The organism is Streptomyces sp. NPDC050619 (genome assembly GCF_040654815.1).
Lineage (GTDB): Bacteria > Actinomycetota > Actinomycetes > Streptomycetales > Streptomycetaceae > Streptomyces.
The window spans coordinates 98,664-121,460 of the sequence record NZ_JBFAIR010000016.1; the positions used below are offsets into that span (position 1 = coordinate 98,664).

General features: G+C 70.1%; 24 protein-coding genes. 12 read left to right on the top strand and 12 right to left on the bottom strand.

The annotated features are described in order from the left end of the window. Nucleotides 1-106: 106 nt before the first annotated feature. On the top strand, nucleotides 107-484 hold the full coding sequence (locus AB0I77_RS25815) for a luciferase family protein (RefSeq protein ID WP_363285050.1): 378 nt from the start codon (nucleotides 107-109) through the stop codon (nucleotides 482-484). Between the two features lie 53 nt (nucleotides 485-537). Here AB0I77_RS25815 and AB0I77_RS25820 read toward each other — a convergent pair whose 3' ends face one another. Beyond that, complete coding sequence (locus tag AB0I77_RS25820) at nucleotides 538-1,035, bottom strand: lamin tail domain-containing protein (protein WP_363285051.1); 498 nt, start codon at nucleotides 1,033-1,035, stop codon at nucleotides 538-540. A gap of 110 nt (nucleotides 1,036-1,145) precedes the next feature. Between AB0I77_RS25820 and AB0I77_RS25825 the strand changes: the two genes are divergently transcribed. Together AB0I77_RS25825 and AB0I77_RS25830 are read left to right on the top strand one after the other, a co-directional pair. Further along, entirely contained in the window at nucleotides 1,146-2,651 is a 1,506-nt protein-coding gene (locus AB0I77_RS25825) for an MFS transporter (protein WP_363285052.1), read from the top strand. A 61-nt stretch (nucleotides 2,652-2,712) separates the two neighbouring features. Next, nucleotides 2,713-3,576: a DUF1932 domain-containing protein gene (locus tag AB0I77_RS25830; RefSeq protein WP_363285053.1), complete on the top strand. Its 864-nt coding sequence runs from the start codon at nucleotides 2,713-2,715 to the stop codon at nucleotides 3,574-3,576. Between the two features lie 8 nt (nucleotides 3,577-3,584). Here the strand turns inward: AB0I77_RS25830 and AB0I77_RS25835 are convergent, their stop codons facing one another. From AB0I77_RS25835 to AB0I77_RS25860, 6 genes are all read right to left on the bottom strand, one after another. Beyond that, complete coding sequence (locus tag AB0I77_RS25835; RefSeq protein WP_363285054.1) at nucleotides 3,585-4,040, bottom strand: hypothetical protein; 456 nt, start codon at nucleotides 4,038-4,040, stop codon at nucleotides 3,585-3,587. Between the two features lie 130 nt (nucleotides 4,041-4,170). Beyond that, nucleotides 4,171-6,210 carry a glycoside hydrolase gene (locus AB0I77_RS25840; protein WP_363285055.1) on the bottom strand — a complete coding sequence of 680 codons (2,040 nt, stop codon included), beginning with the start codon at nucleotides 6,208-6,210 and terminating at the stop codon, nucleotides 4,171-4,173. Nucleotides 6,211-6,340: 130 nt separating this feature from the next. Then, nucleotides 6,341-8,383, bottom strand: a complete 2,043-nt coding sequence (locus AB0I77_RS25845; RefSeq protein ID WP_363285056.1) for a beta-galactosidase — start codon at nucleotides 8,381-8,383, stop codon at nucleotides 6,341-6,343. Between the two features lie 50 nt (nucleotides 8,384-8,433). After that, a complete protein-coding gene (locus tag AB0I77_RS25850) occupies nucleotides 8,434-9,777 on the bottom strand; it encodes a sugar ABC transporter substrate-binding protein (protein WP_363285057.1) in 1,344 nt (447 codons plus the stop codon). 79 nt (nucleotides 9,778-9,856) lie between these two features. After that, nucleotides 9,857-10,816 (bottom strand): carbohydrate ABC transporter permease, encoded by a 960-nt coding sequence (locus tag AB0I77_RS25855; RefSeq protein WP_363285058.1) that lies wholly within the window; start codon nucleotides 10,814-10,816, stop codon nucleotides 9,857-9,859. A gap of 4 nt (nucleotides 10,817-10,820) precedes the next feature. Next, on the bottom strand, nucleotides 10,821-11,747 hold the full coding sequence (locus tag AB0I77_RS25860; RefSeq protein ID WP_363285059.1) for a sugar ABC transporter permease: 927 nt from the start codon (nucleotides 11,745-11,747) through the stop codon (nucleotides 10,821-10,823). A 362-nt stretch (nucleotides 11,748-12,109) separates the two neighbouring features. Here AB0I77_RS25860 and AB0I77_RS25865 point away from each other — a divergent pair, with 362 nt between their 5' ends. Together AB0I77_RS25865 and AB0I77_RS25870 are read left to right on the top strand one after the other, a co-directional pair. Further along, entirely contained in the window at nucleotides 12,110-13,114 is a 1,005-nt protein-coding gene (locus AB0I77_RS25865) for a LacI family DNA-binding transcriptional regulator (protein WP_363285180.1), read from the top strand. Between the two features lie 206 nt (nucleotides 13,115-13,320). Further along, complete coding sequence (locus AB0I77_RS25870) at nucleotides 13,321-13,848, top strand: hypothetical protein (protein WP_363285060.1); 528 nt, start codon at nucleotides 13,321-13,323, stop codon at nucleotides 13,846-13,848. Between the two features lie 248 nt (nucleotides 13,849-14,096). On the opposite strand, the gene AB0I77_RS25875 is transcribed toward AB0I77_RS25870, so the two are convergent. The 4 genes from AB0I77_RS25875 to AB0I77_RS25890 all read right to left on the bottom strand — a co-directional run bounded on the left by AB0I77_RS25875 (nucleotide 14,097) and on the right by AB0I77_RS25890 (nucleotide 16,484). After that, on the bottom strand, nucleotides 14,097-14,660 hold the full coding sequence (locus tag AB0I77_RS25875) for a hemerythrin domain-containing protein (protein ID WP_363285061.1): 564 nt from the start codon (nucleotides 14,658-14,660) through the stop codon (nucleotides 14,097-14,099). 113 nt (nucleotides 14,661-14,773) lie between these two features. Beyond that, nucleotides 14,774-15,499 (bottom strand): metallophosphoesterase, encoded by a 726-nt coding sequence (locus AB0I77_RS25880; RefSeq protein ID WP_363285062.1) that lies wholly within the window; start codon nucleotides 15,497-15,499, stop codon nucleotides 14,774-14,776. After that, the gene (locus tag AB0I77_RS25885; RefSeq protein ID WP_363285063.1) at nucleotides 15,496-15,795 is read right to left on the bottom strand and encodes a hypothetical protein; all 300 of its coding nucleotides are present in this window, start codon (nucleotides 15,793-15,795) and stop codon (nucleotides 15,496-15,498) included. Before AB0I77_RS25885 ends, AB0I77_RS25880 begins: the two co-directional genes overlap by 4 nt. Then, nucleotides 15,792-16,484, bottom strand: coding sequence for a hypothetical protein (locus AB0I77_RS25890; RefSeq protein ID WP_363285064.1), 693 nt, complete (start codon nucleotides 16,482-16,484; stop codon nucleotides 15,792-15,794). Before AB0I77_RS25890 ends, AB0I77_RS25885 begins: the two co-directional genes overlap by 4 nt. Nucleotides 16,485-16,679: 195 nt before the next feature. On the opposite strand from AB0I77_RS25890, the gene AB0I77_RS25895 reads away from it, so the two are divergent. Further along, nucleotides 16,680-16,991 carry a hypothetical protein gene (locus AB0I77_RS25895; protein WP_363285065.1) on the top strand — a complete coding sequence of 104 codons (312 nt, stop codon included), beginning with the start codon at nucleotides 16,680-16,682 and terminating at the stop codon, nucleotides 16,989-16,991. 124 nt (nucleotides 16,992-17,115) lie between these two features. Here AB0I77_RS25895 and AB0I77_RS25900 read toward each other — a convergent pair whose 3' ends face one another. Continuing rightward, nucleotides 17,116-17,649, bottom strand: coding sequence for a DoxX family protein (locus AB0I77_RS25900; RefSeq protein ID WP_363285066.1), 534 nt, complete (start codon nucleotides 17,647-17,649; stop codon nucleotides 17,116-17,118). A 208-nt stretch (nucleotides 17,650-17,857) separates the two neighbouring features. On the opposite strand from AB0I77_RS25900, the gene AB0I77_RS25905 reads away from it, so the two are divergent. From AB0I77_RS25905 to AB0I77_RS25930, 6 genes are all read left to right on the top strand, one after another. Beyond that, the gene (locus AB0I77_RS25905) at nucleotides 17,858-18,271 is read left to right on the top strand and encodes an SRPBCC family protein (protein ID WP_363285067.1); all 414 of its coding nucleotides are present in this window, start codon (nucleotides 17,858-17,860) and stop codon (nucleotides 18,269-18,271) included. Nucleotides 18,272-18,497: 226 nt separating this feature from the next. Further along, entirely contained in the window at nucleotides 18,498-20,375 is a 1,878-nt protein-coding gene (locus AB0I77_RS25910; protein ID WP_363285068.1) for a DUF1996 domain-containing protein, read from the top strand. Between the two features lie 139 nt (nucleotides 20,376-20,514). Then, the gene (locus tag AB0I77_RS25915; RefSeq protein WP_363285069.1) at nucleotides 20,515-21,357 is read left to right on the top strand and encodes a lysozyme; all 843 of its coding nucleotides are present in this window, start codon (nucleotides 20,515-20,517) and stop codon (nucleotides 21,355-21,357) included. Nucleotides 21,358-21,361: 4 nt separating this feature from the next. Further along, nucleotides 21,362-21,637, top strand: a complete 276-nt coding sequence (locus AB0I77_RS25920; RefSeq protein ID WP_363285070.1) for a hypothetical protein — start codon at nucleotides 21,362-21,364, stop codon at nucleotides 21,635-21,637. Nucleotides 21,638-21,778: 141 nt separating this feature from the next. Beyond that, nucleotides 21,779-22,417, top strand: coding sequence for a class I SAM-dependent methyltransferase (locus AB0I77_RS25925; RefSeq protein WP_363285072.1), 639 nt, complete (start codon nucleotides 21,779-21,781; stop codon nucleotides 22,415-22,417). 125 nt (nucleotides 22,418-22,542) lie between these two features. Continuing rightward, entirely contained in the window at nucleotides 22,543-22,716 is a 174-nt protein-coding gene (locus AB0I77_RS25930) for a CsbD family protein (RefSeq protein ID WP_363285073.1), read from the top strand. The last annotated feature ends 81 nt before the right edge of the window (nucleotides 22,717-22,797 follow it).

Consider the following 22,797-nt stretch of genomic DNA (forward strand, 5'->3'; position numbering starts at 1 on the left):
CCCCGTCGTACCGGTGAAGGTGGGGTGAATGACGCGTGAGGCTACGGGCTGGTTACGTTGTCCGCAAACCTTGATGGACGGAGGGTGATCTCCTCATGATGAACGCATGACGACTGGCTTGCGGGCCATGACCCGACTGACGGACTGGCCGGACCTCGTGGAGGCCCCGCCCAGTTGTGGCACGGGTCGCGCACTGCGCACCGACGGCGCCGAGATCGCGCACTTCCATTCGGACCGGGCTGTCGACGTGCATCTCTCGGCACCGGCGATCTGGCGTCTGCGGGGCGACTTGAAAGGCTCGACCGCCATTCGGCTTGTGCCCGGTTCCCACTGGGTGACCGTCCACCTGGAGTGCGAGTCGGACATCGACCTGCTGATGACCTTGGTGAGCGTCGCCCTCAAGGCCCACCAGGGGGCCTCCGCTGTCGACGGCGTGTCACCCGCGCGGTGCAACGATCACCGAGGTGTGACGATCGGTCAGTGAGCCGTGCCGGCCGGTGCTCGAAAGCGGCCGGCCGGCCCGGCTGTGACGACGCGTCAGCCGTGGAAGTTGATGTACCCGTTGCCGTCGGGGTCGGATCCGCTCTTCGTGTAGGAGTGCGCGTCGGCCCGGCTGCCGGAAGACTTGACCAGGTAGATGGTGTCCTTGTCGTTGTTCCAGATGAAGTTGCAGTTCTGGCGGTAGACGACGTTGTTCGCGTCGGAGTCGGTGCCCCTGCCGCCGCGCAGCTTCACGTAGTCGCCGGGCTGCAGATAGTGGCTGGCGGGGAAGACGAAGCGGTTGCCGGCGGCGTCCTTGACGACATAGCCCTTGAGGTTGACGGTCGTCGCGGACGAGTAGTTCTTGACGGTCAGGTACTCGCTCTTGGTGTTGCCGGTGGAGCAGTTGTTGGAGTCCGAGCCGGGCGCGTCGTACTGGACGCCCTTGACCTTCAGCGCCGACGAGTATTCGGCGGCCTGTGCCGGAGCGGCCGTCACGGCCGCTATCAGACCGGCGGCGGTGGCCGTGGCCGCCAGGACATGGCGCATACGCATGAGGAAACCCCCCTGTTGTGCGAATAGAGCGACAGGAGCCTACATCTTTGGTGAAGGTCAGATGATGTGATCGTGTAGGGAATGTGAAGGCGGAAGGGGTTCCTGTGGGCATGGAGGCGCAGGAGAGTGCCCAGGGCAAAGACCCGGCGCACGCGGCCGAAGGGGCCGATCCCAGGCGGTGGAAAGCGCTGTGGGTGACGCTGGTGGCCGGATTCATGAGCCTGCTGGACGTGACGATCGTCGCCGTGGCCCTGCCGTCCATGCGGGAGGACCTGCACGCGTCGGCACCCGCCATCCAGTGGGTCGTCTCGGGGTACGCCCTGGCGTTCGCCCTCGTCCTGGTGACCGCGGGGCGGGTGGGCGACGCGATCGGCAGGCGCCGTGTCTTCCTGCTGGCGCTGACGGCCTTCGTGGTGTGCAGCGCGGCGGCGGGCGCGGCCGGCTCGATCGGGCTGCTGGTGGCGGCCCGGCTGGCCCAGGGCGTTGCCGCGGGGTGTCTCGCTCCGCAGAACTCCGCCCTGATCCAGCAGATGTTCCGGGGTGCCGAACGCGGCCGGGCCTTCGGTCTCTTCGGGGCCACCGTCGGCGTCTCCAGCGCGGTCGGCCCGGTCACGGGCGGGCTCATCCTCATGCTCGCCGACGGGCCGCAGGGATGGCGCTGGATCTTCCTCGTCAACGTACCCGTCGGTGCGCTCGCGCTCGTGCTGGGACTGCGGCTGCTGCCGAAGCTCCCACCCGGCCGCGGTGAACGGCTCGACCTGCCGGGGGTCGCGCTGCTCGGCGCCGGGGTGCTGGCGCTGATGCTGCCGCTGGTGATGGCGGAATCCGGCGGTGTCCAGCGGCTGTGGTGGCTTCTCCTGGTGGGCGCGGCGCTGCTGGTGGCCTTCGCCCGCTGGGAACGGCGTGTCGGCTCGCGGGGCGGGCAGCCCCTGCTCGATCCGCGGCTGGTCACCGCCACCCGCGGATACGCCGCCGGGGCCGCCATCGCGACCCTGTACTTCGTCGGCTTCAGCGGTGTGTGGCTGGTGTTCGCCCTCTACTTCCAAAACGGTGAGGGGTATTCGCCGCTGCGGTCCGGGCTGGCGGTGACGCCGTTCGCCATCGGGTCGGCCGTCGCCGCGGTGGTGGCCGGACGCCTGGTGGAGCGGCTGGGCCGGCTGCTGACCGTGTGCGGACTCACCGCCGTGGTCCTCGGCCTTGGCGCGACGGCGCTGATCCTGCGCTTCGTTCCCGGCGACACCGCGGTGTGGCTCGCGGCTCCCGCGCTGTTCGTCGGCGGCATGGGCAGCGGCTGCGTCATCTCGCCCAACGTCACGATGACCCTGCGGGAGGTGCCGGTACGGATGGCGGGAGCCGCGGGCGGCGCACTCCAGACCGGGCAGCGGCTCGGCGGGGCCATCGGCACGGCCGCCCTGCCGGGACTCTTCTACCTGGTGCTGAGCGCGGGCGGCGACGACTACCGGTCGGCGATCGCGATCGCCCTCGGCTCCGGCATCGCGGCGGTGCTCGCCGCGCTCGCGGCGGCGGTGCGCGACTGGCTGCGGGACCGCAGCGCGCGGCAGCGGTCGTGCCCGCCCGAGGTGTCCCACAGCCCCGTGCACGCGAGTCAGAGCTGACCCTTTTCAGGCGCGGGACCCCACGGCATGAGTGAGCCGTACGCGGCGATAAGGTCCCCGCATGATTCACGCAGACGTGGGGATCGTGCATCCCGGCTCCATGGGAGCCCGCGTTGCCGCGCAGGCCGTGGCAGCGGGCGCCACGGTGTGGTGGCTGCCGCAGGAACGTTCGGTCGCCACGCGGGAGCGGGCCGCCGAGCTGGGCCTCAGGCCCGCCGGCAGCATGGCGGAGCTGACCGCCGAGTGCGCCGTGGTCCTGAGCGTGTGCCCTCCGGCCGCCGCTCTCGACGTCGCCCGGCAGGTGGCGGCCACCGGCTTCGACGGGATCTACGTCGACGCCAACGCGGTCAGCCCACGGCGTACGGAGCAGATCGCCGAGGTGGTGGGGAGCAACGGGGCGACCCTGGCCGACGGAGGCATCACCGGGCCGCCGCCCCGAGAGGCCGGCACCACGCGGCTGTACCTGTCGGGTGACGACGCGGCCATGGAGACGGTCCGGACGTTGTTCGACGGCACCCTGCTGACCCCGGTCGTCCTGGCCGGTCCGGCAGGCCGGGCGTCGGCGCTCAAGCTGGCCTTCGCCGCCTACAACAAGATCTCGTACGCACTCGCCGCCCAGGCCTGCGCCCTGGCCGACGACCACGGGGTCCTGGACGATCTCCGCGACCTCGCCGCGCACCTGCTGCCCGGCACTCCGCTGGCCGGGCCGCGGCAGCTGGCGAGCGCGGGTCCCAGGGCCTGGCGCTGGGAGCCGGAGATGAGGGAGATCGCCGAGGCCTGGCGTGCGAGCGGCCTGCCCGGTTCCTTCGCGGATGCGGCGGCGGAGACCTTCGAGCGGTGGGAGGCCCACAAGGACGACCGGACGGTGACGAGTGAACGGCTGATCGCCGACCTCAGGGGGCGAGGGCCGGGGGAGACAACCTGACGGTCAGGTCAGTTCCACAGCTGATACGTCACCACCCGCTCCAGCCGCTCGGGCCGGTCGGCGGTGTAGGTGATCTTCATCCGGTCGTAGCGTTGCTGGTGCGGATGCTTGGTCCACTTCTCGGGGTGGTCGAGCCGGACGACGACCGGATACGAGTGGAACCGGCCCGCCGCGCAGTCGTTCACGAGGTTGCGGCCCTTGGCCACCGCCTTGTCCGTGTCCCACTGCGACCAGCGCAGTGAGGTGAGGCGGCTGTTGCCGTCACCGCAGGCGAGGACGAAGTCGGCGGGGCGTACGTGGGGCTTCCAGAGACAGTCGACGAGCACGGTGTCCTTGGACGGCTGTGCCACGGCGTGCACCGCCGACGGTGCCGCCCCGGGGGCGGCGGAGGCCGTACCCATCGTCGCCGCGAACGCCACGGCCGCACAGAGCGTGACCGCCTTGGTCACCCTGAGTCTCACCATGTCCGCTCCCGGCCGTTCGTGCCCGCGCCTGCCGGTACCGACGGTACGACCGTGACGGGGGACGCACCACTCGAACGGAGCAACGTGGCGTCCCCGGCCGTCCGCCCGACGGCCGGGGACGCCGATGGACCTAGTCCGCCGTCGCCGCGGTCACGTCCGTGACCGTCCAGCGCTGGTTGGCGCCGGAGTTCGGTGACCACGTCGTGACGGCCGCGCCCTCGTTCGTCGCCTGGCCGCCGACCTCCAGGAGGCGTCCGGTGGCGGCGTTGACCAGGGTCCAGGTTCCGTCACCGGTGGTCGACATGATCCACTCGGTGGCGGCGTCCCGCTCGCCGGTGTCGGCCTCCACCACGGGGACGTTGTCCCGCACGGCCAGGCGCTTGTCCTCGGCCGGGTTGGTGAAGACGTACCGCTGGCGGGCGCCGGTCTCGCCGTACCGGCCGCTCAGCTGCCACTGCTGGGCGGTCGTCCCGTTGCCCGCGCCGATGACCAGGTTCGTGCCGTTGCCGGCGACGGTCACCGCCTTGCCGCTCTGCACGCCGGTCAGGGTGTAGTCGTGGCCCTTCTTCAGCAGCGGGGCGTCCTTCGCGACGCCGGACACACCCTTGACGACGAAGGACGTCACGGACTGCGCGGGCACGGTGAAGGTGGCCCGGCGGTCGCCGACCTTGATCGGCGCGTGCCGCTGGAGCTTGCCGTCGGCGTCGGTCACGACGGGCGTGACGGTCGCGTACCGGCTCACCTCACGGAACTTGGACAGGTCCACGGTGACCGTGCGGGCCTCGGTGGTGCTGTTGACGTGGACGAGCGAGGCGCCCTTGCCGTCCTTGGTCACCGCCGCCGCGCTGGAGGTGTCGTTCGTCTTGATCAGCCGGTCGCCCGGCTTGATGAAGTGGGTGAAGTTGCGGGCGGTGTCGAACTTCGTGTTCGTGTAGATCGGGCAGGACTCGAGGGTGTCCTTCGACGTGCAGCTGAACGGCAGCTGGATGCTGCCCCAGTTGCCGCCCTTGGCGGACTCGCCGCCGGGCTTCATGTTGTCGTAGTCCTCGACGGGCTGCCAGAACACCCAGGCGCTGGGCTCCAGTTCGCGCAGGTCGTTGACGATCTGCTGGGCGAGGCCGAGACCGGGCCGCATGTCCGTGAAGCTCTGGCCGTCGCCCCAGTCGCCCTCGACCTCGCTCATCCACAGCGGCTTGTCCGCGGCCTTGGACAGGTCCCGCGCGGTGGTGCGCTGACCGGTGCCGTAGGTGTGGACGTTCATCTGGTCGACGAGGTCGCGGGACTCCTGCGAGTACGTGTTCCAGTTCTGCGCGAAGATGGACGGGTTGGTCTCGTCCATCGCCGAGATCTCCGCCTTGACCTTCGCCTTCTTCAGCTCCGGTGCCAGCGCGGCGAGCACTTTCTGCTGGAGCTCGGGGCCGATGTGGGCCCCCTCCTGACGGCCGCCGACCGGTTCGCCGTCCGCGCCCAGGCGGGTGCTCCAGTAACCGGTGTTGGGCTCGTTGAACGGGTCGACGGTGTCGACCTTGATGTCCTCCGCCTTCTCCAGCCGCTTGGTCGCGCCGGCCATGTAGGCGGCGAAGTCGTCGACCGAGTCAGCCTTCAACTGGTCGGCGTTGGCGTCGAATCCGCCGGATACGTAGCCGCTCTCGGTCATGAACCAGGGCGGGGAGTTGCTGAAGGTCTCCCAGTGGGTGATGTCCTTCTTGATGCGGTCCACCCACCAGCGCTGGGTGGCGTCGGCGTCCTTGTTCCAGTCGGCGGGATCGTCGGCGCTCCACCAGTCGGTGTCCTCGCGGGTGGTGCCCGCGGGCGCCTTCCACCAGCCCTCGACCGCGCCACCGGCGCGCAGGTAGTCCTTGACGTCGGGAGCGTTGCCGCCGCCGATGTTGTAGCGGGCGATGTTCAGCGCCAGGCCGTCGTCGCCGAAGAGAAGCTTCGCCAGCTTCTCGCGTATCTCAGGCGGGTAGTCGCCGGTGGCGTTGGCGAACCAGACCAGGCTGGTGCCCCAGCCCTCGAACTTCTCCTGCTGGTACGACGGGTCCGGCTGCACGGTGACGGAGGCGGCGGCCTCGGCCTGCGCGGGGACGCTGAGCAGGGCGGCCCCGGTGGCCAGGGCCGTCAGGGCGGCTGCCCCGAGGAACCGTCTGCTGCGGGTACGGCGTGCCATCGATGTGCTCCCAACTGAAGTGTGGTCGCTGTCGTGGCCCCTCCCGCCACGCGAGCGGGAGGGACGGCCCTCGAACGGGTGCGTGCCGTCCGAGGAGTCGTGGGTGCGCGGGTGCGCCCGGTGCTGGGCCTCAGCCGGTGGGCTGTCGCAGTACGGCGACGGCCCTTGGCCCGAGGGTGAGCGTGCCGTCGGCGCCTGCGGTGCCGAGCAGGACATCGCCGGTGAGACCGGGCACCGGCACGGCGCTGTCGGTGCGGTTGACCAGGAACAGGAACCGGCTGTCGGCGCCGCGGCGCACGGTCAGTTCGACCAGTCCGCGTACGTCCGTGGGCAGTTCGCTCTCCACGCCGGCCGGCCCGAGCAGGCGCGGCAGCAGGGCGGTGAGCCCCGCGACGCCGAGCCGCGTGGACACGTAGGCGGCCGAACCGCCGCCCGTCCGCCGCCGGGTGACGGCGGGTCGGCCGGCCTGTACGCCGGTGCGGTAGTGGGCCAGGACCTGTGTCTGAGGGTCGGTGACCGTGATCCGGTCGGTCCACAGGCTGCCGGTGGTGGCGTCGTCCAGTTCGACCGTGTCCCCGGACAGCAGCGGGCCGAACTCCTCGACGCGGATGCCGAGCAGATCGCGCAGGGCGCCCGGGTAGCCGCCGAGCCAGATGTGGTCGTTCTCGTCGACGACCGCCGAGAAGTACGTGGTGATCAGATGGCCGCCCTGCTCGGCGTAGCGCGTGAGCTCCTTGGCGAGGTCGGCGGGGACCATGTGCAGCACGGGGGTGATCAGCACCTGATGGCGGGTCAGGTCGGCGCGGGTGGTGACGAGGTCGGCGCGGATGCCGAGGCCGAGCAGCGCCGAGTACCAGTCGAGCGCCTCCTGGCGGTAGTCGAGCAGGGCGGTGGGGTGGGAGTCCTGCTCGCTCGCCCACCACGACTCCCAGTCGTAGAGGATCCCGACCCGGGCAGGCTCCCTTTCCGACCCGGCGACGGGGGCGAGGGTCCTGAGATCCGCGCCGAGGCCCACCACCGCGCGGAACAGCTCGCTGTCCTCACCGGCGTGCGGGACCATCGCCGAGTGGTACTTCTCGGCGCCGGCCGCCGACTGCCGCCACTGGAAGAAGCACACCGCGTCGGCGCCGTGCGCCACGTGCAGCAGCGAGTCTCGGGCCAGCTCGCCGGGCCGCTTGGCGACGTTGACGGGCTGCCAGTTGACGGCGCTGGTGGAATGCTCCATCAGGAACCAGGGCCGGCCGCCCGCGATGCCGCTGGTGAGGTTGGCGGAGAAGGACAGCTCGTCGCGGTCCTGCGGGCCGGGGTGGACGTAGTGGTCGTTGGAGACGAAGTCGATCTCCTCAGCCCAGTCCGGGTAGTTCATGCCCTTCGTTCCGGGCGTCACCATGAAGTTGGTGGTGACGGGCACATCCGGCGTGAGCTCGCGCAGGATGTCCCGTTCGGCCCGCAGATAGTCCTTCAGCACGTCCGACGAGAAGCGCTTGAAGTCCAGCTGCTGGGTGGGGTTGGGATGGGAGGCGGCCAGCCGGGGCGGCAGGATCTGCTCCCAGTCGCTGTAGCGCTGCGACCAGAACGCCGTTCCCCAGGCGTGGTTGAGGGCGTCGATCGTGGTGTAGCGGGAACGCAGCCAGTCCCGGAAGGCGCGGGCCGCGTCGTCGGAGTAGTCGTAGATGTTGTGGCAGCCCAGCTCGTTCGAGACGTGCCAGGCCACCAGGGCCGGATGACCGGCGTATCGCTCGGCCATCGTCCGCACCAGGCGCAGTGCGTGGGTGCGAAAGACGGGCGAGGTGGGCCGCCAGTGCTGCCGCGCCCCCGGCCACACCGTCTCACCGGAGGCGGTCACCGGGAGGATTTCCGGGTGCGCCGTGGTGAGCCAGGGGGGCGGGGACGCGGTAGCGGTGGCCAGGTCGACCCCGATGCCGCCCTTGTGCAGCAGATCCATGACCTCGTCGAGCCACCCGAAGTCCCACTCGTCCTGGGCCGGCTGGATGCGGGCCCAGGAGAAGATCCCCACGGAGACGATGGTGACGCCGGCTTCGTGCATCAGCCGGATGTCGTCCGCCCACACCTCGCGCGGCCATTGCTCCGGGTTGTAATCGGCGCCGTACGCGATACGGGGGGTGGAATCACCGTCCGGCCCGTGCAACTGGGACAGGAGGGTGGAGATCATGGTGGTCCTTCCGGTGTGCGCCGAGCCGGGCGCGGGGTACGGAGTGCGGGTTACTTCTCGACGGTGAAGCCCTGCTCGTTCCCGTACTTGATGGACGCGTCCTGCCAGGCCTTCAGGCCGTCGGCCAGCTTCGTGTTCGAGATGTACGCCTTGCCGACGGTGTCGTTGAAGATCGAGTTGGCGTACTGCTGGAAGGGCAGGTACGACCAGTCGTCGGCGACGTTGGCGGCGGATTCGGCGAAGATCTTGTTGGCCTCCTGGCCGCCGAAGTAGTCGAACTTGGTGTTCTGGAACGCGGGGGACTGGAGTTCCGCGTTGGTCGCCGGGAAGGCGCCTTCCTTGATGCGGGTCTGCACGCCGTCGCCGGCGTTCGCGTACTCGACGAAGGCGTAGGCGAGTTCCTTGTTCTTGGCCAGCTCGGGCACGGTCAGCGAGCTGCCGCCGTTCTCCGCGCTCGCCTTGTCACCCTTGGTCCAGGCCGGCAGGGGGGCGGCTCGCCAGTCACCGGAGGCGTTCGGCACGCCGGTGACGAAGTTGGCGGGCATCCAGGCGCCGCTGGGCAGGGTGGCGATGGTGCCGTCGCCCAGGCCCTTGTACCAGTCGTCGGTCCAGCCGTTGATGGGCGCGACGAGCTTCTCGTCGATGAGCTTCTGCCAGGTGTCGGTGTACTTCTTGGCGCCCGCGTCGGCGAAGTCGATCGCCACCTTGGTGCCGTCGACCTTGTAGGGGCGCGAACCGGCCTGCCACAGCAGGCTGGTGGTCAGGCCCGCGTCGCCGGCGTCGGCGGCGATGAAGACCTTGGGGTCGGCCTTGTGCAGCTTGCGGGCCGCCTCGACGTACTCGTCCCAGGTGGTCGGCACCGCGACCTTGTACTTGTCGAAGACCTTCTTGTTGTAGTACAGCGCCATGGGGCCGGAGTCCATCGGCAGGCCGTAGACCTTGTCACTGCCCTGGGTCACGGCGTTCCACGGGCCGGGGGTGTACTTGGCCTTGAGCTTTTCGGCACCGAAGGGCGCCAGGTCGGTGAGGCCCTTGGTGAGGGCGTACTGGCCCATCGCGAAGTACTCGACCTGGGCGACGTCGGGGACGCCCTTCTGGGCCGAGATGGCGTTCGACAGGGCGGTGTAGTGCTTGTCACCGGACCGCTCGCCGACGAGGTTGATCTTGACCTTGGGGTACTTCTTCTGGAAGTCGGCGGCGACCGTCTTGAGCGTGGGCTCCCAGGCCCAGACCGTGACCGAGCCGCCCTTCTTCAGGGCCGCCTGGATGTCCTGGGCGGAGACCGGCTTCTGGCTGGAGCTGTCGTCGTCGGAACCGCCGCAGGCGGTTGCCCCCAGGGCGAGGGCGGAGAGGAGAGCGATGCCGCGCAGCAGGCGGCCGGTGTTTCTGCGCATGGAGGTGCTTCCACTTCTTCGTGGGTGGGACAGGGCGAGGGGAAAGAGCGAGGCTGAGGGTGTGGGGCCAGTGGGTGGGTTACTCCTTGACGCTTCCGGCGGCGAGCCCGGACTGCCAGTACTTCTGGAGCAGCAGGAACGCGGCGATCAGCGGCACGATCGTGAGCAGCGAGCCAGTGATCACCAGGTTGAAGATCACGTCACCGCCGATCGTCTGGGCCTGGTTGTTCCATGCGTCCAGACCCAGAGTCAGGGGGTACCAGTTCGGGTCCTTGAGCATGATCAGCGGCAGGAAGTAGTTGTTCCAGGTCGCGACCGTGGTGAACAGCAGGACGGTCACGATGCCGGGGGCGAGCAGCGGCAGGGAGACCTGGAAGAAGGTGCGCACCTCGCCCGCTCCGTCGATGCGCGCGGCCTCGAGGAGTTCGACGGGGATCGCCTCCGTGGCGAAGACCCACATCAGATACAGGCCGAACGGCGAGACGAGCGAAGGAATGATCACCGCCCACGGGGTGTCGGTCAGCCCCATCTTGCTGAACATCAGGAAGGTGGGGACCGCGAGGGCGGTGCCCGGCACGGCGACGGCACCGATGACCACCGCGAACACGGCGCGCTTTCCGGGGAAGTTGAACTTCGCCAGCGCGTAACCGCCCAGGATCGCCAGGAAGGTGGCGCCTCCGGCACCGAGCACGACGTACAGCAGGGTGTTCAGCAGCCAGCGTACGAAGATGCCGTCGTCGTACGTGAACGTCTGGCTGATGTTGTCCCAGAGGGCGAAGTCGTGGGCGAACCACAGTCCGGACGAGTCGGCCAGACCTTCCTGGGACTTGGTGGAGCTGATCACCAGCCACACCAGGGGCACCACGGTGTAGAGCATGATCAGGCCGGTGAGGACGGTCAGCAGGACGCTGCGCTTGGGGCGCCCGGGAACATGCTTCTTGCGGGGCGTGCGCAGTCGGGCCGCGCTCTTGGATCCGCCGGCTGCCTGAGCGGACGCGGACTGGGAGCCTGTGGTGACGGGGCTACTCGTGCTGCTCATCGGGTCACGCTCCCTTGCGCATGCCGCGGAGCTGCACGACATAGGCGATGACCATGGTGATCAGCCCCATGATGATGGCGACCGCCGCGGAGTAGTTGTGCTGCTGGCCGTTGAAGGACAGCGAGTACGTGTAGAAGTTCGGGGTGAAGTCCGTGGTGATGGCGTTGCGCGCCAGCGGCCGCAGGATGCTCGGCTCGTTGAAGAGCTGGAAGCTGCCGATGATCGAGAAGATCGTCGCGATGACGAGGGCGCCGCGGATCGCGGGGAGCTTGATGGCGGTGACGACACGGATCTGCCCGGCGCCGTCGATCTCCGCGGCCTCGTACAGCGAGGCCGGGATGACCCGGAGCGCGGAGTAGAAGATCAGCATGTTGTAGCCGATGAACTCCCAGGTCACGATGTTGCCGATCGACGCCAGGACCAGATCGGCCGAGAGCGGATCGGGCATCGTGACATCGAAGGCCGAGTTGATGTCGCCCACCAGCCCGTACTTCGTGCCGTACATGAATCCCCACATGAGGGTGGCGACCACGGCGGGCACGGCGTACGGCAGGAAGATCGTGATGCGGAAGAAGTCCCTGCCGTAAAGGCGTCCGCTGTCCAGTGCCAGTGCGACGAGCAGGGCGATGCCGAGCATGATCGGCACCTGGATCAGCAGGAACAGCGACACCCGCTCCAGGGACGACCAGAACTGGTCGTCCTTCAGGGCCTGCGTGTAGTTGTCCAGGCCCACGAAGCTCGTGCCGCCGATGAGCTTGTCGCGGAAGAGGCTGAGATAGATCGAATACCCGATGGGAGCCAGGAAGACGAAGGCGAACACCACCGCGAAGGGGCCGATGAACCCCCACCCTGTCCAGGAGCGGCGGTCTCGTTTCGCCGGGGGTGGTACCGGCCGGGGCTCGGCGGCCACCGGCGGTTGCAGCGTCGTCATGTCGTTCCTCGCTCGTCCACGTTCTGGAACCGGTGGATACGGCCGGACGCCTGTCGCGTGGACCGCACCACCGATGTTTACGCAAACATCGACTGCTCCGGAAATGCCGTGAGCTGTTATGTTTACGTAAACATCCGATGGCGGCATGTCTACACTGCCCCGTTGACAGGGGTCAAGGGTCCCTTGCGGAACCTGCGGAAACCGTGACGTAACAGCGGCGGAGAGGTGGCGGACGGCGAGTGGACACGGCTGAGAGAACGCCGACAAGCGTGCCCGGACCGGCCGCGGGGGCGGCGGCGGGCGGTTCGGGGGAAGCGGCCGGCGACGGTCCGAGGCGCGTCCGGGGCCGGACCGGCGCCTCCATGGCGGACGTGGCGCGGCTGGCGGGAGTCTCGTCGCAGACCGTCTCCCGGGTCTCCAACGGCTATGCCGGCGTGAACGAGGAGACCCGCCGGCAGGTGCTCGCGGCCATGAAGGAGCTCGGCTACCGGCCCAACAGCGCGGCCCGGGCGCTGAAGCGGGGCGAGTTCCGCACCATCGGCGTCATCACCTTCTCGCTGTCCACCACCGGCAATGTGCGCACGCTGGAGGCGATCGCCAACTCCGCGGCGCACGAGGGATACGCGGTGACTCTGCTGCCGGTCGCCGTGCCGACCCAGGACGAGGTGCGGGGCGCCTTCTCCCGGCTGGAGGAACTCGCGGTCGACGCGGTGATCGTCATCATGGAGGTCCACCTGCTGGACGCGGCGACCGTCACCCTGCCGCCGCACGTCCAGGTCGTGGTCGTCGACTCCGACGCCGGAGACCGCTACACGGTCGTCGACACCGACCAGGCCGGCGGCAGCGGCACCGCCGTACGCCATCTCCTCGACCTGGGGCACCGGACCGTATGGCATCTGGCCGGTCCCGAGGGCTCGTTCGCCGCCCAGCGCCGTGCGGACGCCTGGCGCGCGGCCCTCACCGAGGCCGGCCGGAGCGCGCCGCCCCTCGTGCGGGGCGACTGGTCGGCGGAGTCCGGTTACCGCGTCGGCTTCGAACTCGCCGCCCAGCAGGAGTGCACCGCGGTCTTCGCGGCCAACGACCAGATGGCCCTCGGCCTGCTGCGCGCCCTCCACGAACACGGTCGCCGGGTGCCCGAGGACGTCAGCGTCATCGGCTTCGACGACATCGCCGAGGCGAGCTCCTTCCTCCCGCCGCTCACCACGGTCCACCAGGACTTCGCCGAGGTGGGACGGCTCTGCGTGGAGGCGGTGCTGCGCAAGATGCGCCAGGTGGGGCCGGAGACGGGTACGACGCTGGTGCCGACCCGGTTGGTGGTGCGGGCGAGTACGGCGCCGCCTTGCGGTGGGGAGGGTGGGCGGGTCTGAGGTTGGTGCCGCGACCGATGGCCGGCCCGGTCGCCCAGGTCTCGCCGGTCTGACCGTTCCCGGTGGGTGTCATCCGCAGGACGCCCGGTGTGGCCGAAGCCACTTCGCCGACGAGGTCCGGCTCATGTCTTCCTGATCGCGCCTGGGGCTACCGTTCGGTGCAGTCCCCCCTGTCCTCACCGCAACGCAGTTCGGACGGCCCGGAAGTGCTCGCAGATCTCTCTCCGCTCATCGCGGCGACCGCCCAGTGGCTGACGTGCGCCTACCCGTCGGGCGGCGGCGCGCTCGCCGCCGCACTGTGCGAGGTGCAGGCGCGGCAGGCCGTGACCGTCGCGGCCTGGCTCAGATATCCGACGCCGATGGACGCGGGGCTGGTCCACATGGCCGGCCCCGGCGGCTCCGCCCGGCTGGACTGGATCACGGGCGCCGACGGAGCCGCCGCCGATGACGCGGACGACCGCGCCTGGCGCACCTGGGTCGACGAAGTGGTGGCGAGCTGGGCGGCCTGTCTGCTCACCGACCCGGAACTGGCCGGCCTGGCGGTGGCCGCGCTCGCTCAGGGCGGTCACACGGCCGGTGCGCCGGTCGAGTTCCGCCGCCTGCTCGCGCCCGACGAGGCGGACCGCCGGGCGGCGGCGCTGCTGCGCCACCCCGACCTCCTCGCACCCGTGACCGAACTGCACCGGGCCCAGCTCCTGGAGCGCCTGGGATCGGGAGAGGCGCTCATCGCCTGAGGCGCGGCGCGGTAGGGAGCGACGGGCGGTGTGCCCGGGGCATTCGGTCGCCGGGGGCGGCCGGTCCGGCGTGCTTCAGGCTCCCCCTCCCGTTGCGTGGGTCGACCGGACTTTCGCGATCCCGGTGCCTGTTGGTGCACGGGTCGGCGGTGTCGGCCGGGACCCGGGCCCGCCACCACGGTGTGCCCGGGGCCGGCTCGGCGACAGGGGAACCGGCGTGACGGCCCCGCGGCCCCCCGTATGTCCGGTCAGCCGTGCTTGCCGCGGCCCGTGAGCGCGTCACGGAGCCGGTCGACCATTCCGGTCCCCGGTGCCAGCAGTTTGTTGGCCGGGGGAGTGTCCGGGGCGGACGGGTGCGGTCGGGTCGGCGCCATCTTCTTCGCCTGGCGGACCTTGTCGCCCAACTGGTCGAGCGTGTCGGCGGAGCATGCCGCCCGCAGGCTGGGGAAGAGGTTCGCCTCCTCGTCGGTGATGTGCGAGCGGACCTCGTTCATCAGCATGCCGACGAGCCGGTCGAACTCGGGATCGTCGGCGTCGCAGCCCTCCAGATCCTTCATGATCCGCTCGGCCCTGGAGTGGTCCTCGATCTCCTTGTCGGCCGTGGCGTCCCCGTTCGCCACGTGCTCTCGCACGGCCGGGTAGAGATAGGCCTCCTCCGCCACCGAGTGCCGGACCAGCTCCATGGTGGCTTGGTCGGCGTACACCTTGCGGTCCTTGTCACCCGACGGCAGGGCCTCGATGCGTCCGAAGATGTCCTCGACCTCGCGGTGATCGGTCACCAGTTCGTCGATGACGTTTCCTCCATGTGCCATGCCCTTCACCTCCAGCCAGGGCGGCGGATCCCGGGCGGACCCGTCAGGACGCCGAGTGCCCCCGGCCAACCGTCCTACGCCCGGTCACGGACTGGTCTGAGGCCGGGCCGCCGTCACGTGGTGTGCAGCTGGTACACGTTGAACGCCCGCCGGATGACCGGCTGCGCCACATTCCGCACCCGTACGCCACCGGCCGTCATCCCGTGCTCCGTGCCCCTGTGGGCGTGCCCGTGGACGGAGAGGTCGGCGCCCGCGGTGTCGATCGCCTCGGCCAGCAGGTAGCTGCCGAGGAACGGGTAGATCTCCGGCGGCTCGCCGGCGAGCGTGTCGGCCACGGGGGAGAAGTGGGTGAGGGCGACCCGCACCTCGCAGTCCTGCCCCTCCAGTTCCTTCAGCGCGGTGCACAGCGCGTCCGCGGAGCGCCGGGTGTAGCGGACGAACTCCTTCATCAGCGGTTCGCCGAACTCCCCGGCGCTGCGTCCGACGAACCCGCCGCCGAAGCCCTTGGTACCGGCGATGCCGATCCGGGTTCCGCCGCACTCCACGACCGCCCCCTCGCCTTCGAGGACCGTCACGCCGGCCTCCTGGAGGATGGCGGTGACCTTGTCGGGCCGCTCGTCGTGATGGTCGTGGTTGCCGAGCACCGCCACGACCGGAACCGGCAGCCCCCGCACCTCCTGGGCCACCACCCGTGCCTCGTCCGGCGTGCCGTGCCGGGTGAGGTCCCCGGCCAGGAGCAGCAGGTCGGCACATTCGTGCAGGGTCTCGAAGGCGGGCCGCAGCAGGCCCTGGGTGTCGGCCCCCATGTGGATGTCCCCGACGGCGGCGACGCGGATCACGACAACTCCTCGGCATGATCGGGCAAGTCGGTCTCCGCCACCACGATGTCGGTGTGCACGGCGAGCCCCGCCAGCTCCTGGTGGACGGTCCGCAGCACCGTCTCGCGGCACTGCGCGGAGGGAACCGTACCGGTGACCACGATCGCCCCGGCCCGTATCTCGGCGCGCACGCCCAGTTCACCGAGTTCCTCCGCGGCGAGCCGGTCGCGCAGATGTGCGACGCGGTATTCGACGTTCTCGGCGCCGCGGTCGGCGTGACCGGCTCCGCCCGCGGGTTCCCTGACGGGCTCGCTCATCGCTGTTCCTCCTTCGGCCTGGGCGGAATGACCTCGAGCCGTTCCAGAAAATAGAAGAAGGCGTCGGGCATCGGCGCGTCCCCGCAGGCCCGGCGCAGCGCGTCCCAGTCGACCCGTTCCCGCAGGGTACGGGCGATCGGCAGCACCGCCCCGAAGTCGCAGTGGTGCTCGGAGAAGGCGGCCAGCAGGCCGTGCACCAGGTCGGTTGGTGCCAGTACCGGCATGAACACCGAGTCGACCGACAGCTCCTGGGCCCGCGCCAGCAGTTCGCTGTCGACCGGCTGGTGGGCCAGCTCGAAGATGAGGTCGACCTGCTGTCCGAGGCAGTTGGCCTTGAGCAGCCAGTCCTCGGGGGGCGTGAAGACCTGTAGACCGGCCTCGCGGAGGGTTTCGGCGACGGCCTGCGCGTCCTCGGGCCGGATGCAGAAGTCGACGTCGTGCTGGAGGTTCTGGGCGCCGCCGTGCGCGTATACGGCGACGCTGCCCGCGAGCGCGAACGGGTGCCCCTTCCGCTTCAGGATCGAGCCGACCTGCTTGGCGGCTTGCAGGATCGCCTGATTGCGATCCAGCGGCAGCTCGCCCGTGAGCACCTCGTTCTGGGGGACGAGTTCGGGATCTCCCGTCGCCAGCCGCAGCTCGGCGACGCCGGCACGCTCGTCGAGAGCGTTGTCGTCGGCGTGCTGTCCCATCTCTGCCCCCTTTCCTGGTCGACCCCTGTCTGCCCTGGCCTGCCCCGGTTTGCCCGTTGTCCGATCCCGAGCCGGGGACCGTCGCGCCAGGACCGTGACGGCGAGGCCCGAGTACCCGGGGCACCGCCTTCGACACGACCACCGCAGGGTGGCGGGCGGCACTTTCCCGGCGGGGGATCGGGGCACCCGTACGGCATGGACAGCAAGCGCGAACAGCAGTCGGCTCCGCTCGCCGAGCGGCAGGTCGTCGAGCGGCTGGTACCGGCCTGGCTGGAGGAGACCGAGCGGCACGACCGGCCCGCGGCCCACGAGGCACGCGCCGGCTGGGAGCGGGGCTCACTGTCAGGCCGGGCCGCCGGGGACCTGGCGAACTGGGTCACCGCCCGGGTCACCGATACGGCCTTCAACGAGGACGAGGGCCCTCATGTGGAGGGCCGCGTCCGGATCACCCCGGCGGACAAGGAGGCCGTCCACCGCTGGCTGAGAGCACAAGGGCACACCGTCTGACCTGCCGGACGCCGCGCTCAGCCCTCGGTCTTCTGTTCCGCTGGCCCAGGGGTACGGCAGCCAGTCGGATCGCCGGTGTGACTGCGGGGCGGCTCGAACCCGCGGGACCGGCCTGCGGGCCCGGTCAGACGGGCAGCTTGGCGCGGACACGCCCCGCCGTGGCGGAGGGCCGTGCCGTCGCGCGGACCGAGCGGCGTACCAGGTGGGCCTCGCGGCGCAGGTCGTGGGCGCTGTGGCGGCCGAGCCACTTCACAGAGGGACGGCCGGCGGTGTCGTCGGCCGCGATGAGCAGGCCGCCGAGCATCGAGAGGTTCTTGAAGAAGTGGATACGCTGCTCGGCTCGTTCGGCGGGGTCCTCGGCCTCCCAGAAGCGGTGTCCCGCCAGCGTGGTGGGCACCAGGGTGGCGGCGATGGCCAGCGCCGACAGCCGGGGGACGCGTCCGATCCCGAGAAGGACGCCCGCCGCGACCTGTACGGCGCCGTTGAGCCGTACGACCTGGTCGGTGCGGTCCGGCATGGCGGTGACGCGCTCGGTGACCGGCTGTACGACGGGTTCGGCCAAGTCGGTCACCGATTTGGGGTCGCGAACGGAGTTCAGGCCGCCGGCTACGAACATGGAGGCGAGCAGGGGGCGGCCGGCCAAGCGCAAGAGACTCATGATCCCTCTTCCCGGAAAGACATGTGGATGCCTGCTGCGCTCACCGGGTTCCCGCCGGGGACGTGCCCATTCGGCGCGGTGTCCGACGCCGGTCCGGCGCCGCCGAACCGCCGGATTCCCTTCCCTTCCGCCACCGGTTCGGTTCCGGCAGGCCGGGAACGCGTCCTGTCGGATGCAGCAGGGCGCCGAATCGAGGAAGGATGCGCCGATGACCGAGTACGAACGCTCACGCACGATGCCCGCCCAGCCCGAGCAGGTCTTCGACCAGGCCGCCCACGTGGACCAGCTGGATGCCTGGCTGCCGGCGGCCCTGCACGTGCAGGCCGACGACCCGCCGGCCGTCACCGTGCACGAGGATCACCGCGACGAGGACACTCCCGCCCTGTTGCGGTCCCGGCCCGAACAGCTGCGGCTCGAATGGGGCACCCGCGATCGGGGCAGCTACGCCGGCTGGCTCCAGGTGGCCGGTCTGGAAAGCGGGGCCAGCGAGGTGACGGTGCACTTGTCGTTCTTCGACGACAGCCACGACCCGGGCGGCGAGGACGTGCAGGACGCCCTCGACGCCAGCCTGCGGCGGCTGGAGGAACAGGTACGGCTGCGCGCCGACAACACGCCGGGCTGACCGGCGCACGCGGTCCCGCCACGGATCACGTCGAGGAAACACGAGCTTCGTACGAGGCTTCTGTGAAATTCCGAGTCTGTTTGAACACGCGAGGTCTCGCCTCCGTATGGGACAGGGGGATTTCCATGCCCGAACGGACCAGACGCGCGGGAGTGCATCCGTGAGACGCAACAGGCGCAGACTCCCAACTGGCCCACGACGTGCGACCTTTGCCGCCGTAGCACTGATGCTCGGGGGTGGAGGGCTGGTCGCGGCCAACGTGTACGCGTCGGCCACCGAAGGCGGCTCGGGCGACGGGGCGGATCAGCAGTCGAGCGCCGGGACCCTGAGCGCCACGACGGTCGACTGCCCTGACGTCGGCGCCGAGTTGACCACGGTGCCGGACCAGGCCAGGGCGGACGTCGACAAGGAACTCGCGCTCCTCGACCAGCAGATAGCCGTGGCCTACCAGCAACTCCAGGACCCCGCGAAGGCCGCGCAGCGCGACGGCGCCGACGGCGAGATCATGAACCCGCTGAAGGAGGACCGGACGGCGACGATCGAGCGCATCGCCGCCGCCATCGACCGGGTCGGGGACCGCCCGGCGGGGCTCGATTCCCTCGCGGCCTGCACGCTGCGCGAATCCGCCCCACGGACCGACGCGTCGACCGCCCAGGACGAGACCGACGCCCCCCAGGGCGGCCAGGACCAGCAACAAGGCGACGGCCAGGACCAGGCCGGCGGGCCGCAGGGCAACGGCGGTCAGGCCGGCAACGGGCCCGTCGCCGCCGACTACGCCGACATCACCACCGTCCAGCCCGCCGCGGACAGCCCGAGCCCCCGAAAGGGCGGGTCGCGCGGCACCTTCGTCACCAGCTGCGGAGTGAACGCCGAGGGCCTGTTCAACTCGGACAACGTGATCGTCGCCCCGGGCGTCTCCAACGGAGCCCACCACTTCCACGACTACGTCGGCAACCAGGCCAACGACGCCTTCACGAGCGACGACGATCTGGCGAACGGCGAGACGAGTTGCGTGGACCAGGAAGACAAGTCCACGTACTACTGGCCCGTGTTGCGGTTGCAGAACGGCACCCAGGAGCAGGACGCCGACGCTCCCGGCGGCGGCACCGAGGGCAACGCCGGTGAAATCGTCACGCCCAAGCAGGTCACCCTCACGTTCGTGGGCAACCCGCGCGGCAAGGTCACGGCCATGCCGCGGTTCCTGCGGATCATCACCGGTGACGCCAAGGCGTTCGTCAACGGAACCGCCAACGCCAACGCGTCCTGGAGCTGCACCGGGTTCGAGGACCGGCAGTTGAAGGACAAGTACCCGCTGTGTCCGCGGGGCAGCGACGTGGTGCGTACCTTCAAGTTCCAGAGCTGCTGGGACGGACGCGACATCGACAGCGCCAATCACCGTACTCATGTGGCGTTCGCCCAGGCCGACGGCGCGTGCCCGGCCGGCTTCGAGGCCATTCCGCAGCTGGTGCAGCGCATCGTCTACGACGTCGACGCGCCGAGCCTTCAGGACGGCGGCCGGACGACCCCGCTGTTCGCCGTGGACTCCTTCCCCGAGCAGCTGCACAAGCCGGTCACCGACCACGGCGACTTCATCAACGTCTTCGACGACGAACTGATGCGGGAGATGGCCGACTGCATCAACGACGGCCGCACGTGCGGAGCGGGCGCGGGTGGCGGCAACGACGGCGAGGTGAGGCCCTGCGGCTCCGGAACCGGAGCCGGCACCGGTTCCGGAGCCGGCCGGACCGAGAAGCCCTCGATCGGCACGCCGACCGCGGTGCCGGCAGGCGGCGGCAAGCCCACCGCTCCCGCGAACGACAACGACGATCCCGAGGTCTACACGACCCCCACGCCCGCCCGGAGCGCGGCCGCCGCCTCGCCCGCGAACCAGGCGTCCGGCCAGGACGACAACGCGGCGGACACTTCCGACATCACGTCACCCGCTGCCGTGGCGCGGCCTCCGGCCGGCGCGCAGACCGAACCGCAGGCGGTCGAGGGCGACCTCGCCGACACCGGGACGACGCTGTGGCCGGCCGCGGCCGGAGCGATTCTCCTGATCTGCGGATTCGTACTGTTCCGGCGTACCCGGCGCACCTCCGTGTAAGACCGTCCGCGCACGGCACAGCACAGGACCCGCCCGGCAGAACCCTGCCGGGCGGGTCCTGCCGCGACACAGCCGCTCACATGAGGGCGTTCACTCCTACGGATCATGGCCGATGCACGTACGCGCGGCTACGGGTCAGATGGATTCCGTGCGCATATCCCTCACCGCGGCGCTCCGCCGCTTCAGCCTGCTGGTGGCGAGCACACTGCTCGCCACGTTCCCCGTCCACCTCACCGTGGCCGCCGCCTCCGCCCCTTCGGACGCCGCGCCCACCCCAGCCCGCGGCTTCGCCCACATGGGCATGGGCGTCGTGTCCCACGACGGTCGAAACGGCCTCCCCGTCGAGACCCGCGCCGTCCAGACCGAGGGCGTCGACGTCGCCAGCTATCAGGGCAACGTCGCCTGGTCCACGCTGTGGAGCAGCGGTGTCCGCTGGGCCTACGCCAAAGCAACCGAAGGCACGTACTACAGGAATCCCTACTACGCGCAGCAGTACAACGGCTCGTACGACGTGGGCATGATCCGCGGTGCCTACCACTTCGCCACCCCGGACACCACCAGCGGCGCCACCCAGGCCAACTACTTCGTCGACCACGGCGGCGGCTGGTCCAAGGACGGCAAGACGCTGCCCGGCGTGCTGGACATCGAGTGGAACCCGTACGGCGCCGCCTGCTACGGCAAGTCGCAGAGCGCGATGGTCACCTGGATCCGCGACTTCCTCAACCAGTACAAGGCCCGCACCGGCCGGGACGCCGTGATCTACACCGCCACCAACTGGTGGACCCAATGCACCGGCGACTACGCCGGCTTCGCCACCGCCAACCCGCTGTGGATCGCCCGATACGCCTCCACCGTGGGCCCGCTCCCGGCCGGCTGGAGCTCCTACACCATGTGGCAGTACACCTCGTCCGGACCGACCGTCGGCGACCACAACAAGTTCAACGGTGGCCTGGAGAAGCTGCGGAAGCTCGCCCATGGCTGATCACATGCCACACGCATTCGAAGAGCTCGTGGAGAAGCAGCGTGCGGCGGACCAGGCACACCAGCAGGTCGACGAGCTGCGCCACGCGTACGGGCCGCCCACCGAACACGAGTGGACCAAGCAGCAGACCGCCACCTACGAAACCGCGTTGCGCGCCTGGCGCGACCTCGATCGCGATGTCCAGTCCGCGCTGGCGCAGTACGCGAAGGAGCGGGGCCGGTCGCGGCCGGAGGTCCAGACGGAGGTGGAGTCGGCCGTACGACGCACGGAACACCAGTAGCCCGCTGGAGGTGCGGCCCCTCCCCGGTGCCGCACCGGGCTGCCGTACCGAATTGCCGTACCGGCAACTTCGGTTGTCCGCCCGCCTGTCGCGACGGAGGCTTCCTTGTGACGACCAGCCGTGTCCCGTCCAGGAGGAGCCATGACCCATATTCACCCGACGCGCGCCGCCGAGTTCTGGGAGGCCCGCTATCAGGGGGTCGACCGTATCTGGAGCGGCCGCCCCAATCCGCTGCTCGTGCGCGAGGTGAGCGGCCTCGAACCGGGCAGCGCGCTGGATCTGGGGTGCGGTGAGGGGGCGGACGCGGTGTGGCTGGCCTCGCGCGGCTGGCGGGTCACGGGCGTCGACATCTCGCACACGGCCCTGGAGCGAGCCGCCGTCCACGCTGCCGAGGCCGGAGTGGGCGACCGCATCGGGTGGGAGCGGCACGAGTTGGGCGTGACGTTTCCGGAGGGGGCCTTCGACCTGGTCAGTGCCCAGTTCCTGCAGTCTCCGGTGCCCATGGACCAGGAGGGGGTCCTGCGGCGGGCCGCCGCGGCCGTGGCGCCGGGCGGCACGTTCCTGCTCGTCATGCACGCCGGATGGCCGTCGTGGCAGGACGAACCGCCCTTCGACGTGGAGTTCCCCACCTTGGCGGGCACGCTGGCGGCACTCGCGCTGCCGGACGGGGGCTGGAGCGTGGAGACCCTGGACACGGTGCGCAAGCCGAGCGTCTCCCCCGAGGGGATCGAGGGCTTCCGCGACGACAACGTGTGGCGGATCCGGCGCACCGGACGCTGACGACCCGCGCCCGGCGCCCGCAACCCCGCTGCTAGGTGGTGGCCGGCCATGCTCGTGTTTGGGAATGACCCGGACGGCTACCTGGTGGGTGACACCGAAGTCCAACGCGGCTTGGAGTGATCAAGGTGGCCCGAGACGAGAAGGCGAAGGCGAAGAAGGACCAGGTCAAGGGCAAGGGCAAAGAGGCGGCCGGCCGCACGATGGGGAATGAGCGCATGACGGCCGAGGGCCGCGCCGAGAAGGCGAAGGGTGACGCACGTCAGGCGAAGGAGAAGGGGAAGGACACGTTCAAGCCTTGACGAAGGCCCAAGCGAAAGCCCCAACGAAAGCCCTGACAAACGAGGAATTCTGAGCGGGAGCCCCGGGGAAATCACGGGACT